General features: G+C 39.4%; 14 protein-coding genes. 6 read left to right on the top strand and 8 right to left on the bottom strand.

All coding sequences use genetic code 11. The annotated features are described in order from the left end of the window. Positions 1–27: 27 nt before the first annotated feature. From purE to glyA, 8 genes are all read right to left on the bottom strand, one after another. Positions 28–537, bottom strand: coding sequence for a 5-(carboxyamino)imidazole ribonucleotide mutase (gene purE, locus B4N43_RS18080; protein WP_075991129.1), 510 nt, complete (start codon positions 535–537; stop codon positions 28–30). Positions 538–545: 8 nt separating this feature from the next. Beyond that, positions 546–1,688: a 5-(carboxyamino)imidazole ribonucleotide synthase gene (locus B4N43_RS18075; RefSeq protein ID WP_075991128.1), complete on the bottom strand. Its 1,143-nt coding sequence runs from the start codon at positions 1,686–1,688 to the stop codon at positions 546–548. Between the two features lie 31 nt (positions 1,689–1,719). Continuing rightward, the gene (locus tag B4N43_RS18070; RefSeq protein WP_075991127.1) at positions 1,720–2,223 is read right to left on the bottom strand and encodes an NADH-quinone oxidoreductase subunit B; all 504 of its coding nucleotides are present in this window, start codon (positions 2,221–2,223) and stop codon (positions 1,720–1,722) included. Positions 2,224–2,225: 2 nt separating this feature from the next. Beyond that, a complete protein-coding gene (locus B4N43_RS18065) occupies positions 2,226–2,816 on the bottom strand; it encodes an NADH-quinone oxidoreductase subunit A (RefSeq protein WP_075991126.1) in 591 nt (196 codons plus the stop codon). A 334-nt stretch (positions 2,817–3,150) separates the two neighbouring features. Next, positions 3,151–4,491 carry a signal recognition particle protein gene (gene ffh / locus B4N43_RS18060; RefSeq protein WP_075991125.1) on the bottom strand — a complete coding sequence of 447 codons (1,341 nt, stop codon included), beginning with the start codon at positions 4,489–4,491 and terminating at the stop codon, positions 3,151–3,153. A 133-nt stretch (positions 4,492–4,624) separates the two neighbouring features. Beyond that, positions 4,625–5,320, bottom strand: coding sequence for a zinc metallopeptidase (locus B4N43_RS18055; RefSeq protein WP_075991124.1), 696 nt, complete (start codon positions 5,318–5,320; stop codon positions 4,625–4,627). Between the two features lie 443 nt (positions 5,321–5,763). Beyond that, positions 5,764–6,360 carry an RNA polymerase sigma factor gene (locus B4N43_RS18050; protein ID WP_075991123.1) on the bottom strand — a complete coding sequence of 199 codons (597 nt, stop codon included), beginning with the start codon at positions 6,358–6,360 and terminating at the stop codon, positions 5,764–5,766. A 532-nt stretch (positions 6,361–6,892) separates the two neighbouring features. Beyond that, positions 6,893–8,164, bottom strand: a complete 1,272-nt coding sequence (gene glyA / locus B4N43_RS18045; protein ID WP_075991122.1) for a serine hydroxymethyltransferase — start codon at positions 8,162–8,164, stop codon at positions 6,893–6,895. 285 nt (positions 8,165–8,449) lie between these two features. Here glyA and B4N43_RS18040 point away from each other — a divergent pair, with 285 nt between their 5' ends. From B4N43_RS18040 to B4N43_RS18015, 6 genes are all read left to right on the top strand, one after another. After that, a complete protein-coding gene (locus B4N43_RS18040) occupies positions 8,450–8,800 on the top strand; it encodes a HesB/IscA family protein (protein ID WP_046674047.1) in 351 nt (116 codons plus the stop codon). Positions 8,801–9,015: 215 nt separating this feature from the next. Continuing rightward, complete coding sequence (ileS, locus tag B4N43_RS18035) at positions 9,016–12,429, top strand: isoleucine--tRNA ligase (RefSeq protein WP_120333468.1); 3,414 nt, start codon at positions 9,016–9,018, stop codon at positions 12,427–12,429. A 3-nt stretch (positions 12,430–12,432) separates the two neighbouring features. After that, a complete protein-coding gene (locus tag B4N43_RS18030) occupies positions 12,433–12,819 on the top strand; it encodes a TraR/DksA family transcriptional regulator (protein ID WP_046674049.1) in 387 nt (128 codons plus the stop codon). A 55-nt stretch (positions 12,820–12,874) separates the two neighbouring features. Beyond that, positions 12,875–13,525, top strand: coding sequence for a lipoprotein signal peptidase (locus B4N43_RS18025; RefSeq protein WP_075991120.1), 651 nt, complete (start codon positions 12,875–12,877; stop codon positions 13,523–13,525). Positions 13,526–13,613: 88 nt separating this feature from the next. Further along, positions 13,614–14,558 carry a M20/M25/M40 family metallo-hydrolase gene (locus B4N43_RS18020; protein ID WP_075991119.1) on the top strand — a complete coding sequence of 315 codons (945 nt, stop codon included), beginning with the start codon at positions 13,614–13,616 and terminating at the stop codon, positions 14,556–14,558. A 100-nt stretch (positions 14,559–14,658) separates the two neighbouring features. Beyond that, positions 14,659–15,573: an SDR family oxidoreductase gene (locus B4N43_RS18015; protein ID WP_075991118.1), complete on the top strand. Its 915-nt coding sequence runs from the start codon at positions 14,659–14,661 to the stop codon at positions 15,571–15,573. Positions 15,574–15,586: the final 13 nt, after the last annotated feature.

The following is a 15,586-nucleotide window of genomic DNA, read 5'->3' as shown; positions in this document are numbered from 1 at the left end:
CCTTTTTTATTTTGTAAGATTGTCAGCTTAAAATTCGGTATCTTCTACATCTACTGCGGTCTCGATTACTTTTCTCGCCAACTCTTCTTTAAATTCGATGATATTCTTGCTGATTGTTTCATCATGTGTACCAAGAATCTGAGCAGCCAATATACCTGCATTCTTCGCCGCATTTAAAGCGACAGTTGCTACAGGAATACCATTGGGCATCTGAAGAATGGAAAGTACCGAATCCCATCCATCAATGGAATTTGATGATTTTACAGGAACGCCTATTACGGGTAAATGTGTAATAGAAGCGACCATTCCTGGCAAATGCGCCGCTCCACCCGCTCCAGCAATAATAACTTTCAAACCACGAAATGCCGCATTTTTCGCATAATCAAACATACGTTGTGGTGTACGATGTGCTGAGACGATCGTTACCTCAAATTCCACCCCAAGGGCTTTGAGCACATCTATAGCATCCTGCATAACAGGAAGGTCTGATTTGCTTCCCATGATAATGCCTACCTGGGCCTTATTATTGATTGACATAGTATTGTTTAAGCTTTAACTTTTAATATTTCTTGTACTTTTCTTGCATTGGAGATCGCTTTCTCCCGATCATCATTGATGATACAAACATGGCCCATCTTGCGGAATGGCTTCGTATATTTCTTTCCATATAAATGGATATATACGCCTTCCATTGCCAACACCTCTTCTACTCCCTCATATTTGGCCAATCCTTCATAGCCAAGTTCACCTAACAGGTTAATCATAACGGCATTCGTTCTGCATCTGGTATCACCTAACGGTAGATTGAATATAGCCCTTAAATGCTGTGCAAATTGCGACACGTAATTACCCTCTATTGTCTGGTGACCACTATTATGCGGGCGCGGAGCCAATTCGTTGACCAAAATATCACCATTTTTCGTTAGGAACATCTCTACAGCCAATATACCTACGATCTGCAAATCATCGGCAATCTTTTTTGCTATCGCCTCTGCGCGTTGTTGAATCTCTACACCATACAAAGACGGCGCAATCAAAAATTCCACCAAGTTAGCCTGAGGATTAAATTCCATCTCCACCATTGGAAATGTAGACACTTCCCCCTTATCATTCCGGGCAACAATGACCGCAATTTCCTTTTCAAAATCTACCCATTCTTCAATTAAGCTAGCTTCTTCGAACGCCTCTTGTATATCCTGTTGGGTAACAATCTTCTTCACCCCTTTTCCATCATATCCATCCTTACGTAATTTCTGGATATACGGTAAGTTTAACGAGGCATTTACTAAATTATCCTTATTGGATATCAATTGAAACGCCGAAGTTGGTATATCGTTTTGTTTAAAAAATTGCTTTTGTAGGCCTTTATCTTGAATCAGACGAATGATACGTGATTGTGGATACACGATTACTCCCTCGCCTTCCAGTTTCTCCAAAGCATCTACATTCACCTTCTCGATCTCGATCGTGATCATGTCCAAATCCTTACCGAAATTATAGACCGTTTCAAAATCGCCCAATGAACCACATTCAAATTTATTGCACAACTTGCGACAAGGAGCATTCTTATCCGGGTCCAATACATGAACATTTACATTGTAATTAATGGCTTCCTGGATGAGCATTCTTCCCAGTTGACCACCGCCAAGAATACCCAATTGCAATTCACCATAAAAATCTTTTGCCATAATTGATTTAAAATCTTATAAAATTTATCTTTTAAGCTTTTCCGTTGAACAATTGCTCACCTAACAAGCTTTCTTTGTCTATCTTTTTTTGCAATTCAATAAAAGCACCAATTAGTGCCTCTGGACGTGGCGGACATCCCTGTACATAAACATCCACAGGGATAACGCGATCTACCCCCTTGACCACATGATAACCATGCTGCCAATATGGACCACCACAGTTGGAACAAGAACCCATCGAAATAACATATTTAGGATCTGGCATCTGTTCATATAGTTTCTTGATACGATCGGCCATCTTAAAGGTAACCGTTCCAGCAATGATGATCACGTCGGATTGCCTTGGAGAAGGCCTTGGGAATACGCCCATCCGATCTAAATCGTAAGTTGAAGCCATTGCCCCCATCATTTCAATGGCACAGCAAGCAATACCAAAGCTCATAGGCCACATCGAAGATAATCTTGCCCAATTTAGCAAATCATCTAATTTGGCAACAATAACACCATTATTCTGCAATTGACTATCTAAACTCATGCTTACTCAGGTTTTTTAAATCGAGGTTTAAAGGCTGGTTTCGGCGTCGACACCTGTTCATCTACCGTTGTTTTGTGCGCGACAGTTTCATCTACAACCAGTGCATAATCACGCACCTGATAAGTCTTGCTATTCAGGCTTGCATAGGCGCTATCCGGGATAGGTACAGGAACTTTAGGTAAGGACACATTCGGTTTAACCCATTCTAAATCGCCCTTTTTCCAGACAAAAACCAACCCTAGAATTAAAATACCAATGAACATAGCCATTTCTATCATGGTAAACCACCCCCATCTTCCATCTGCCGCAATATATTCAGACTGTCCAAATACAGTGGCCCATGGAAAAATAAAAATAAGCTCCACATCAAAAAGTAAAAATACAAGGGCGATCACATAAAACCGTGGATTAAACTGAACCCAAGAAGAACCAATGGGATCCTCTCCACATTCGTAGGTACCAGATTTGATGGGATTATTCTTTTTCGGAGAGATTAAACGTGCAAGAAAAATGGTCGCACAGACTAACAGCGCCCCTATCAGAAGAATGATAAGGATTTTGCCGTATTCCGATAATTGCGCGGGGTCATCCATAATAATTACAAATTTAACAAATATTTCGTTCACTCGGGTGAGGAACTTGAAATTACGAATTATTTCTTTAAAAACAGTTCGAATTTTACGGAATCAACCACCAGTATCCTGTCCGCAAGTAACCTAGATTCATCTTGCACGGCGCATAGGAGAAACGAAAAAATTAATCAAAAAGGCAATACAATGATCAAAACCTGCATGACTTCGCAGACACCAACAGCAATGAAAGTGGACTGAAGGTTCTTTCTGGCCAATAGGATCAGACACTTTCAGAAAAAAAATAGGGCATCGTATAAAACGATGCCCTTCTTATGATGTAACTATTCTCTAAAAATTACATTTTTCCTGGCATTTTGGGCATATTACGCATCATTTTAGCTGCCATCGCTGGATTAGACATCTGCTTCATGACTTTACGCATATCACCAAATTGTTTCAATAACTTATTTACTTCATTAATATCAGTACCTGATCCTTTCGCAATACGTAAACGACGTTTTTGATCAATGACATCTGGATTTTCACGTTCAAAAGGTGTCATGGAATCGATAATCGCTTCAATGGGTTTGAAAGCATTGTCATCTACTTCAATGTCTTTCATTGCTTTACCAACACCAGGGATCATTCCCATGAGGTCTTTCATATTACCCATTTTCTTGATTTGTTGAATCTGGGATTTAAAATCGTTGAAATCGAATTTATTCTTACGGATTTTCTTTTGGAGCTCTGCAGCTTGCTTCTCGTCAAACTGTTGCTGCGCACGTTCCACTAAGGATACGACGTCACCCATACCCAAAATACGAGATGCCATACGATCAGGGTGGAATACATCCAATGCATCCATCTTTTCACCTGTACCAATAAACTTAATGGGTTTATTAACGACAGATTTAATCGATAATGCAGCACCACCACGTGTATCACCATCCAACTTAGTCAATACTACACCTGTAAAGTCCAGACGGTCGTTGAACGTTTTAGCCGTATTCACGGCATCTTGACCAGTCATTGAATCCACAACAAATAGGATTTCGTCTGGTTTTGTCGCTTCTTTAACTGCAGTAATCTCTACCATTAATGGCTCATCGATCGCCAAACGACCAGCTGTATCGATAATTACAACATTATTTCCATTACGTTTTGCTTCTTCCACACCTGCTTTGGCAATCGCAATAGGATCGTTAGATTCACGATTCACATACACGGGTACGCCCACTTGTTCCGCGAGCACTTCCAATTGATCAATCGCTGCAGGACGGTAAACGTCACCAGCCACCAACAATGGTTTTTTATTCTTTTTATCTTTAAGGTACAAGGCCAACTTACCTGAGAACGTTGTTTTACCAGCACCATTCAAACCCGCAATTAAAATGACTGTTGGATTTTTTCCAGTCTCAAGCTCTGTAACAGATCCGCCCATCAAAGCTGTCAACTCATCATTCATGATCTTCGTCAACAATTGGCCCGGGGAAATACTTGTCAGTACATTTTCGCCTAAAGCTTTTTGTTTAACATCGTCGGTAAAAGTTTTGGCAGTTTTATAATTCACATCGGCATCCAACAACGCTTTGCGAATTTCTTTCATCGTTTCTGCAACGTTGATCTCGGTAATACTACCTTGTCCTTTTAATACTTTAAAGGCCCTATCTAACTTATCTTGAAGATTTGAAAACATAAAATCTGAATCTTATTCTATATAAACAGCAAAGTTAAAAAAATTGTCTATAGTAACCTCATTAACACACCATAAAAAATGCGACTATAAAAAATAATCGCATTTTTGTAGGATAAAGTTACAATATCCGTATTTAATCACTTCTACGGCCACCGAATAAAATCGATGCATAATATAAAAGTGTTACCAATGCACTTAACGCTGCTACAACATACGTCATCGCTGCCCATTTCAAAGCATCTTTTGCACCGTCATGTTCTTCGCCATTATAGGTTACACCAGCATGGTTTAACCATTCCAGCGCGCGGTTCGATGCATCAAACTCTACAGGCAAGGTGATAAAAGAAAATAAGGTCGTAATAGCCAGCGCCCCAACTCCAACAGCTAAAAGCCACGGATTACCGCCTTTAGAAAAAGCAAACAGCATAACGCCCAACATCAACACCCATGATGTCATTTTGGAAGCCGCATTGACCATAGGTACCATTGCCGAACGGAATCCTAACCATTTATAGGCTTTGGCGTGCTGTACAGCATGACCACATTCGTGCGCCGCTACCGCTGCAGCTGCAACACTGCGGCCACTGTAAACTTCAGGGCTTAAATTAATGGTTTTATCCGACGGATTATAGTGATCTCCCAAACGATCTGGGATAGACAATACCTTTACATCATATATACCGTTATCATTTAACATTTTTTGCGCAATCTCAGCTCCAGACATCCCGTTACTCAAAGGCATTTCGGAGTATTTCTTAAATTTGTTTTTGAATCTTGTTTGGACAATTAGGCTTACCACCATTATTCCAATAAATAAAATCAAGTACATAGCTATTCAATCGTTTTATAGTTATAATATGACTATCAAACCTTATTCCAATCGTTGAAAAAAGGTATATGCATAAATTTCTAAGATAAAAAAAGTCTTTGACCTGACAAAAAGAACAGGTTCTTCTGATCTCCACATGACATAATTGCCACATCATTTGGACAAATAACTCCGCTTTCAGCTTCGGTCCAACGAAACACTTACACTGATTAAAAAGAATTCAATACGTATACTCATCGGTCATTTCCGAAGGCGCACAGTTATTTTAAGTTCAATCAGGAGCAGATTATTGAAGTAAATGGCTTTTGAAGGCATGATGCGCAAAGGATTGTAGCATTGCCTTAATTACAAACAAACGGTGGGAAAATACAAAAGCAGCGAAACTTCCTGTAATCCAAATTAGGAACGTAAATAAAAAGGGGCGTTTTGTAATGCCCCCTTTATTATAAATAGCCCATTTGCAGGGTAAGATCGGTACCTTCGATCATCTTACGTAAATTGCTCAATGCGTAGCGCATCCTCCCCAAAGCAGTATTGATACTTACTTCGGTTATTTCCGCAATATCTTTAAAACTCATATCACAAAAGTGTCGCATAATGAGCACCTCTTTTTGATCGTCCGGAAGTTTTTGGATCATTTTCTTAAGATCAACATCAACCTGTTGTTTGAGCATTTTTGACTCTGCGCTTTCATCACTAAATTCGAGCACCTCAAAAATATCAAAGCCATCCGCATTCACAATATTTGGAGCACGTTTTGCTTTCCTAAAAAAGTCAACAATCATATTGTGTGCTATACGAATAGCCCAAGGTAAAAACTTACCCTCTTCATTATATTTACCGGATTTTAATGTGTTGATGATTTTAATGAAAGTCTCCTGGAAAATATCTTCAGCAAGATATTCATCTTTTACTTTCATATATATGGAAGTATATATTTTCGATTTATATCGATTCAACAATGCCTCTAGACCGGACTCTTGGCCACCGACATACATTTGGATCAACTCTTGATCGCTTTTACCTTTTAGAAGTCTCATACGTCACTTACTTTTTTAGCAGTTCGCAAATAAATTATCAGTTCTGTGTTAAAATGTAAATGTTTGCCGTATAACTATCCTTTCTTATTGTAAAACAATCAATTAATCTAAAACCAAATTACCGCAAAATAAATGAGTAATCAAATTATTACAATTTATTTTAAGGTTTTTTAACATTTAAAAATAAGTTATCTGCCTCACATTTCCAAACCGAGCTCTTAAGGCAATTCTCCCAATTCCTCCGAAACAAGCAAGAACCAGCAGTTGTACATGAGAAGGATGGCACGCCAATGCGGCATTATTTAATCCGAACTATATAGGGAGTTAATAGGGACCTAATAGGGGCCTCATTCGGATGAACCCCTATTTAAACCGTATAAAATACGGTTCAGGTTATTATATAATTCCCTTGATAAGTTAAATTGGTACGGACTTATACCATGCATGTTACGCTGAAAATAGCTGTAAGAAAATAAAAAAAGCGGAAACACCGCATCGGTGATTCCGCTTTTTTTATTCCTAGGGGAATTTCTTATTTATACAATGGGAACTCAGCCATCATTGCTCTTACTTTGCCATGGATCAAATCCAGTTGAGCATCGTTAGATGCATTTTTCAATGCCTCATCGATCAACTCGCCAATTTGTATAATTTCATTCTCTTTAATACCACGTGTTGTAATTGCAGCAGTACCAAAACGTACACCTGAAGTCACAAAAGGAGAACGTGTATCAAAAGGAACCATATTTTTATTTGTTGTGATACCGGCCTTACCTAATACAGCTTCAGCTTCTTTACCAGAAATATCTTTGTTGCGAAGATCCACCAACATCAAGTGATTGTCTGTACCACCAGAGATGATCTTGTAATCTCTTTCCACAAAGAATTGTGCCAATGCAGCTGCATTTTTCTTTACCTGAACGATATATTCCATATACTCATCGGATAAAGCCTCACCGTAAGCTATTGCTTTCGCTGCGATGGTATGCTCCAAAGGACCACCTTGTGTACCTGGGAATACAGCTAAATCCAATAATTGCGTGATTGTACGGATTTCACCTTTAGGTGTTTTGATGCCCCATGGATTTTCAAAATCTTTACCGACCATAATCATACCACCACGTGGGCCACGAAGCGTTTTGTGTGTCGTTGTCGTAACGATATGGCAATGTGGAAGTGGATCATTCAATAAACCACGAGCGATTAAACCTGCAGGGTGAGAAATATCAGCCATTACGATAGCACCTATTTCGTCTGCAACTTTACGAATGCGCGCATAATCCCAATCACGAGAATAAGCCGAAGCACCACAGATGATCATCTTTGGTTTTTCACGAAGCGCTGTTTCTTCCAATTGCTCGTAGTCAATTAGACCTGTATCTTCTTTTACACCATAAAATAATGGTTGATAGATCTTACCAGATAAGTTCGCTGGTGAACCGTGTGTCAAGTGACCACCGTGAGATAAATCAAGACCTAAAATTTTGTCACCAGGTTTGATTGTCGCCAAAAAAACAGCCGCATTTGCTTGAGCACCAGAGTGAGGCTGAACATTTACCCATTCTGCGCCAAATAATTGTTTTGCACGATCAATTGCGATGGTTTCAATCTCATCCACAACTTCACAACCTCCATAGTAACGTTTTCCTGGGAGGCCTTCTGCATATTTATTTGTCAACACTGAACCAGCAGCTTCCATCACTTGTTTTGAAACAAAGTTTTCTGAAGCAATTAATTCAATACCTTCTTCTTGGCGTTTAAGCTCATCAGCTATTAAATTAAAAATGGCTTGATCTCTTTCCATTGTTTTTAAATGTTGTAAAGTAAATTTTGTAGTTTATTTTAATGCCTCAAAGATAGCATATTCCATAAAGAATATCGACAAAAAGTCCTATTTTATTAAATATTCTTAGAAAAACAGCCTTATTTATGCGAATTACCTAATTAGGTCAAGATCATTTTATGGTGCTATCGGACCGAATAAGCGTACGAAGAATTGAATGTTTCGAAAATGTCAAAAAATTCCGGTCAAGCATTTTGCCATTAAAAAAATGTATTTTTGTATTGGATTGGCTAAAACACTATTACAATGAGTACAGAACATACAGCAGTTGCTCCTGTTTCCTTAACAGAAGGGGCAATCAAGGAACTAAATAAATTAAAGGATCAACAAGAAATCTCTGATGATTTTGGTTTACGTGTCGGTGTTGAAGGCGGCGGTTGTTCCGGTATGAGTTATATCTTGGGCTTTGACCAGAAAAAGGACGGCGATAACGAATACGAAATTCAAGGAATTCGCATCTTTATGAACAAAGCACATGGCCTATATCTTGCCGGTATGGAAATCGACTTCAAATCGGGACTCGATGCAAGGGGCTTCACATTCAACAATCCCAATGCAACAAGTACCTGCGGATGCGGAAGCAGTTTTTCAGCATAACTGAATTTCAGCAAGAATGAAATAACAAAGGGACTGCCATGGGTAGTCCCTTTGTCGTAGCAGATACTACCGTCGCTTTTCGCGAGTTGATCAAGGGGGAGATTTCAAAAAGTTCAACCTCCATTTAATGATATAAGCACAACAAAGCCCTCTTTCATTTTCCATCATAAATCACTAAATTAGCGACCTTTAGAAAAGAAGCATACAACAGTCTGATGTACAAAGAATATAAGCAGTTAAATTTACCCGAGATAGGTAAAGAGATTTTGACCCGTTGGGAACAGGAAAAAATATTCGAAAAAAGTATCAATAATCGTCCTGAAAGCAAGACCTATACATTTTTTGAAGGTCCGCCTTCTGCAAATGGAATGCCTGGAATTCACCACGTGATGGCACGTACGATTAAGGATATTTTCTGTCGTTACAAGACTTTGAAAGGTTACCAAGTGAAACGAAAAGGCGGCTGGGATACCCATGGTCTGCCCATTGAACTTGCTGTCGAAAAAGCTCTTGGAATCACAAAAGAGGATATCGGCAAAAAGATTACCGTAGAACAATATAATGACGCTTGTCGCAAGGAGGTAATGAAATATACCGATGTATGGAATGACCTAACCACCAAAATGGGCTATTGGGTTGACCTTGAACATCCTTACATTACTTACAAGAATGAATACATCGAAACCTTATGGTATTTATTGAAAGAACTTTACAAAAAAGGTCTTTTGTACAAGGGTTATACGATACAACCTTACTCTCCGGCAGCAGGTACGGGATTGAGTTCGCATGAACTTAACCAGCCCGGCACCTATAAAGATGTTAAAGATACCACCATCGTTGCAGAATTTAGACTGATCAAAAGTCAGCTTCATCCAGCTATAGAAAAATTAGTTGACGACGATGCGGAGGATGTAGCATTCATTGCCTGGACGACCACGCCATGGACTTTACCGTCCAATACAGCTTTGGTTGTAGGCAAGAAAATAAATTATGTTAAGATCCGAACTTTCAATAAATATACTGGTGCTCCTGTATCTGTCGTGTTAGCGAAAGATTTGATCAGCAAACATTTTAAAGCGGAAGGAGAAAATGCGTCCTTCCAAGACTATAAATTGGGCGACAAAGTAATTCCTTGGGAGCTTGCAGCAGAATTTGTAGGTGAAGAACTTGTTGGCTTGCGCTATGAGCAATTGTTGCCTTATATCACCAACGAGGACTTACAAGAAAATGCTTTCCGCGTTATTCCAGGTGACTTTGTTACGACTGAAGACGGTACCGGTATTGTCCACGCTGCTCCTACTTATGGTGCGGATGACTTTCGTGTAGCAAAAGAACATGGTGTACCGGGCATCTTGGTGAAAGATGAAAATGGAAAAGAGGTACCTACTGTTGACCGTACTGGACGTTTTGTAAGTGAAATCACAGATTTTGCCGGAAGATTTGTCAAAGAGGAATATTACAGCGCTGAGGAACGTTCAAAAGAAGACTTCAAACCCACAGACGTGTTGATCTCTATCAAACTAAAAGAGGACAACAAAGCTTTCGATGTCAAAAAATATGAGCATACCTATCCACATTGTTGGCGTACAGACAAACCTGTTCTATACTATCCATTAGATAGCTGGTTTATCCGCACGACAGCAGTGAAGGAAGATTTGGTTGCATTAAATAAAACCATCAACTGGAAACCTGAAGCAACCGGTACCGGCCGCTTTGGAAACTGGTTAGAAAACTTGGTGGACTGGAACCTTTCGCGTTCGCGTTACTGGGGAACTCCACTTCCTATCTGGCGTTCAGAAGACGAAAATGAAGAAGTTTGTATCGGCTCCTTACCTGAATTAAAATCCTTATTGGAAGCTTCTTTGACCTCAGACGTTTTGTCTGACGATGAAAAAGCGAAAAATAAAGCTTACTTGGATAAATTCGACACCGAGCAACTGGATCTTCACCGTCCATATGTTGACGATATCGTTCTTGTTTCTGATGCCGGACAAAAGTTATTCCGCGAACCTGATCTGATAGACGTATGGTTTGATTCGGGCGCAATGCCTTATGCACAATGGGGATTGGATCACGAAAAACTAGCCAAAGGCGAAGAGTTTCCTTTTAAAGCTGGATTTGATCATGCATACCCGGCAGACTTTATCGCTGAAGGAGTTGATCAAACACGGGGTTGGTTTTTCACCTTACATGCGATTTCTACAATGATGTACAAATCGGTTTCCTTCAAAAACGTGGTTTCCAATGGCTTGGTGTTGGATAAAAATGGAAATAAGATGTCCAAACGCCTAGGCAATGGTGTTGATCCATTCTCGACGATCGATCAATACAGTGCCGATGCAACACGCTGGTACATGATCAGTAATGCCGCACCATGGGACAACCTTAAATTCAATATGGAAGGATTGGATGAAGTCCGCCGTAAATTCTTTGGTACTTTATATAATACCTACGCTTTTTTTGCATTGTATGCCAATATCGATAAGTTCTCGTATTCAGAACCAGATATCGCTTTGGAAAAACGTCCTGAAATTGACCGTTGGATTATCTCCTTGTTAAATTCGTTGACCAAGGAGGTAGACGAATACTTAGCGGATTACGAGCCTACAAAGGCCGCGCGCGCTATTCAAAACTTTGTTGATGAACATCTCAGCAACTGGTATGTCCGTCTTTGCCGTCGTCGTTTCTGGAAAGGAGATTATACAGAAGATAAAATTTCGGCCTATCAAACACTTTATACATGTCTTGATACAATTGCGAAATTGATGTCGCCAATATCACCTTTCTTCTCGGATAGATTATTCCTGGATTTGAATTCAGCCACGAACAAGGAACAAGTTGAATCTGTTCACTTGGCGAATTTCCCGGTTTATAATGAAAGTCTAGTCGATAAAGATCTGGAAGAACGCATGGCTTTAGCGCAGGATATATCATCGCTGACACTTTCTTTACGGAAGAAAACTTCCATCAATGTACGTCAACCATTAAACAAAATTTTGGTTCCGGTACTGGATAGTGCTTTCCAAGAAAAGGTAGAGAAAGTAAAAGATCTGATACTTTCTGAGACCAATATCAAAGATATCGAGTTCATTACAGACACCACTGGTATTATTAAGAAAAAAATAAAACCAAATTTCAAAGCTCTTGGCGCGAAAGTTGGTAAGGATATGAAGTTAGTTTCTTCGTCTATCCAATCGTTGACTATAGATCAAATCAGCACATTGGAATCAACAGGCGAATTGGCCCTAGCAGGCACGCCATATACGATTTTACTGAGCGATGTAGAAATTATAGCAGAAGACGTTGAAGGATGGCAAGTAGCAAATCTAGGTAAATTGACCGTAGCATTAGATGTACATATCACCGAAGAATTGAAAAAAGAAGGTTTGTCAAGAGAATTGATCAACCGCCTACAAAATCTAAGGAAGGATAAAGGATTAGAAGTCACTGATAGAATTAACGTAAAGTTAACAGCTGCTTCAGAAGTGGTCAATGCTGCCAACGAAAATTTATCGTATATTTGCACCGAAATTCTGGCCGATTCACTGGTATTTGAAGATTCACTAACTGAAGGAGAGACCATCGAGATCGATGGCAAAGAACTTAAGGCATTAATCCAAAAAAATTAAATTATGGCAAACAACAACGAGAAAACACGCTATAGCGATTCAGAATTACAAGAATTTAAAGATATTATCTTGGACAAGCTTAGAATAGCAAAAGAAGAGCTTTCCTCGTTGACCGCAACGCTTAATAACAGTAATGCTAATGGTACCGACGATACTGCTGGAACGTACAAGACATTGGAAGACGGTTCAGCTACTTTAGAAAAAGAGCAAACAAATCAATTGGCTGCTCGTCAAAAGAAATTTATCGACAACCTAGAAGCGGCGTTGGTGCGCATCGAGAACAAAACGTATGGTATCTGTAGAGAAACCGGAAAACTGATTCAAAAAGAACGTTTGAAAGCTGTTCCACATACAACGTTGAGCATCGAAGCGAAAAACAAACAATATTAATTTTAGGCATTAAATATATGGTCTTTGCTTAGGCAAGGACCATTTTTATAACACAATGAAGGGTTATACGAAACCGATCGCGCTCATCGTAGCGATACTTTTAATAGATCAATTGTCAAAAATATGGGTTAAGCTCACAATGACAATTGGACAAAGCCACCATGTATTGGGCAAATTTTTCCAAATTCATTTTATTGAAAACAATGGAATGGCCTATGGTATGGAATTTGGCGGTGATTATGGAAAATTATTTTTGACGGTATTTCGTATTTTAGCCGTAGCTGGTATTGGATACGGCCTACATTACATGATCAAAAATAAGTATAACCGTGGTTTCATCCTAAATGTTGCCCTAATTCTTGCCGGTGCCTTAGGAAATATCATCGATTCTGCTTTTTACGGCGTCATCTTTAGTGAAAGTACCTGGTATGATAAAGCGAGTTTATTCCCAGCAGGTGGTGGTTATTCTTCCTTCCTGCACGGAAAAGTGGTCGATATGCTTTATTTCCCATTAATTCAAGGCAACTTCCCTTCCTGGGTGCCCTTTTGGGGCGGTGAAGAGTTCCTCTTCTTCCGACCTGTATTCAACATTGCCGACTCGGCAATTTCTGTTGGGGTGGTTTTGATCCTGTTATTTCAAAAACGGTATTTCAAAACAGAAAAAGAAGAGAAATCCAGCATCCACAGTGAAATCGTTGAAGATTAACGAAATATCCCTAAAAGCCTTGTTAATCCCAAGGCTTTTATTTTTTGTACATATAACCCAATACAACTATCTAAACTCTACTATTAGCATGAAAAACATTAGCCTACTTCTGACATTTTGCTGCCTACTAGGAATCCAAATAGCACAGGCACAGCAGATCGAAGTTTCCAACTTAAAGAAACATATTTATTACCTCGCTGACGACAAAATGCAGGGACGGGGAACGGGCAGTAAGGAAGTATTTAAAGCTGCAGATTATATTGAAAAGGAATTCAAAAAATACAAACTTGAGCCTAAAGGTGAAAAAGGGTACCGCCAATCCTTCAAAGCCAAAGTCTGGAAAGTAAAAGTTGCAGACAGCATTCGTAATGCAGATAATATCATTGGATTTATTGACAATGGTGCAGACTTAACAGTTGTTATAGGCGCACATTACGATCACTTGGGAACAGGTCGTCAAGGAAGTTCAAAAGATTCCTTAGGGGTAGGCAAAATCCACAATGGAGCCGACGATAATGCCTCCGGTACAGCTGGTTTATTGGAGCTCGCACGTTACTTTAGCAGCAACAATGAAAAAGAACCCTACAACTTGTTATTTATTGCCTTCGGAGCGGAAGAATTGGGATTAGTTGGTTCCAAATATTTTACGGAACACCCTACCCTACCATTGGAGAAAATCACAGCCATGCTCAATATGGATATGATCGGCCGTTATAATCCCAGCAATGGCCTTGCCGTAATCGGCTATGGAACAAGTAGTCAATGGCCAGCTATATTCAAAGATGTTCAGGCACCTATAAAATTTAATCTTAGCAAGGATGGCAACGGCGGATCTGACCAAACTTCATTCTATAAAAAGAATATACCGGTGTTGTTTTTCCATACTGGTGGACACCCAGACTATCATATGCCGACCGATGATGCCGATAAAATCGATTATAACGCTTTAAAATCCATTTTGGATCTAGAAAAAACAGTAGTTGAAAATATCATGAAACAATCCAGTAAAATGGATTTTATATGGACCAACTAAAACAAAAAAAGCGGATTTGTGAATAAACTAAACAGCGCACTTAAGACCCTGCAAACGAGTCTTTATAAACAGGTGCTTGGATACCATTTAATTATTGTTGATGAAAAAAATTCTAGTGACAGGATCCAATGGATTCCTTGGCCAAAAAGTCGTTGATTTACTTGCTAAAAATGACCAATATGATGTTGTTGCCGTTTCAAAGGGTCCAAATCGCAACCCGAATCAAGTGAATTATGCTTTCTTTCAGGTAGACCTATCGGATCGGGAAAAATTGACAGATTTTCTATCTGCGCAAACTTTTGATGCAATTGTGCATACAGCAGCTATGACCAGTGTGGAAGCTTGTGAAGCAGATCAAGCAGCATGTCAATTGCTTAACGTCGATCTCGTAACCTATCTTGCTTCCTATTGTACTGCACATCAGACCCAACTGATCCACTTATCCACGGACTTTGTATTTGATGGCAAAAAAAATGCGCCTTATGATGAAACAGATCTCCCCAATCCACAAAGTGAATATGGAAAGAGTAAATATGCTTCCGAACAAGTGCTTGTACAATCCAACTGTAATTATGCTATCCTTCGCACGATATTAGTATATGGGATCAATGCTGACCCCAATCGTTCGAATCTAGTATTATGGGCTAAAAGTAAGTTGTCGCAAAATGAACCCATAAAAGTAGTCAATGACCAATGGAGAATGCCTACCTTTGTGGATGATTTAGCTTATGCATGCCAACTCGCGATTGACCGAAAAGCGCAGGGAATATTTCATATTTCAGGAGCAGAATTAATGTCGATCAATGAGGCTGTCTACAAAATTGCAGACTATTGGCAGCTAGACAAAGAATTGATTTCGGAGATCAGTGCTGCCAGCATTGGACAGGCGGAGAACAGGCCACGGCAGACAGGCTTTGATCTGACTAGATCTAACGCTGAATTGGGTTATGTGCCGACGTCATTTATGGATTCTTTGGCAATCATAGATAATCAATTCAAAACGTTTGGACGATAATGACAAATAATGA

Origin of the sequence: Sphingobacterium sp. UBA1897 (assembly GCF_002337775.1) — a bacterium.
Lineage (GTDB): Bacteria > Bacteroidota > Bacteroidia > Sphingobacteriales > Sphingobacteriaceae > Sphingobacterium > Sphingobacterium siyangense.
Note: the sequence above shows the minus strand (reverse complement) of the source record. Positions and strands in the feature narration are given on the sequence as shown.

Coding starts and splice junctions, on each gene's coding strand:
- B4N43_RS18065 (WP_075991126.1), bottom strand. CDS start 2,816: ATGGATGACCCCGCGCAATTATCGGAATACGGCAAAATCCTTATCATT.
- B4N43_RS18055 (WP_075991124.1), bottom strand. CDS start 5,320: ATGTACTTGATTTTATTTATTGGAATAATGGTGGTAAGCCTAATTGTC.
- B4N43_RS18050 (WP_075991123.1), bottom strand. CDS start 6,360: ATGAGACTTCTAAAAGGTAAAAGCGATCAAGAGTTGATCCAAATGTAT.
- ffh (WP_075991125.1), bottom strand. CDS start 4,491: ATGTTTTCAAATCTTCAAGATAAGTTAGATAGGGCCTTTAAAGTATTA.
- purE (WP_075991129.1), bottom strand. CDS start 537: ATGTCAATCAATAATAAGGCCCAGGTAGGCATTATCATGGGAAGCAAA.
- B4N43_RS18025 (WP_075991120.1), top strand. CDS start 12,875: ATGAAGGGTTATACGAAACCGATCGCGCTCATCGTAGCGATACTTTTA.
- B4N43_RS18020 (WP_075991119.1), top strand. CDS start 13,614: ATGAAAAACATTAGCCTACTTCTGACATTTTGCTGCCTACTAGGAATC.
- B4N43_RS18070 (WP_075991127.1), bottom strand. CDS start 2,223: ATGAGTTTAGATAGTCAATTGCAGAATAATGGTGTTATTGTTGCCAAA.
- B4N43_RS18040 (WP_046674047.1), top strand. CDS start 8,450: ATGAGTACAGAACATACAGCAGTTGCTCCTGTTTCCTTAACAGAAGGG.
- B4N43_RS18075 (WP_075991128.1), bottom strand. CDS start 1,688: ATGGCAAAAGATTTTTATGGTGAATTGCAATTGGGTATTCTTGGCGGT.
- glyA (WP_075991122.1), bottom strand. CDS start 8,164: ATGGAAAGAGATCAAGCCATTTTTAATTTAATAGCTGATGAGCTTAAA.
- ileS (WP_120333468.1), top strand. CDS start 9,016: ATGTACAAAGAATATAAGCAGTTAAATTTACCCGAGATAGGTAAAGAG.
- B4N43_RS18015 (WP_075991118.1), top strand. CDS start 14,659: ATGAAAAAAATTCTAGTGACAGGATCCAATGGATTCCTTGGCCAAAAA.
- B4N43_RS18030 (WP_046674049.1), top strand. CDS start 12,433: ATGGCAAACAACAACGAGAAAACACGCTATAGCGATTCAGAATTACAA.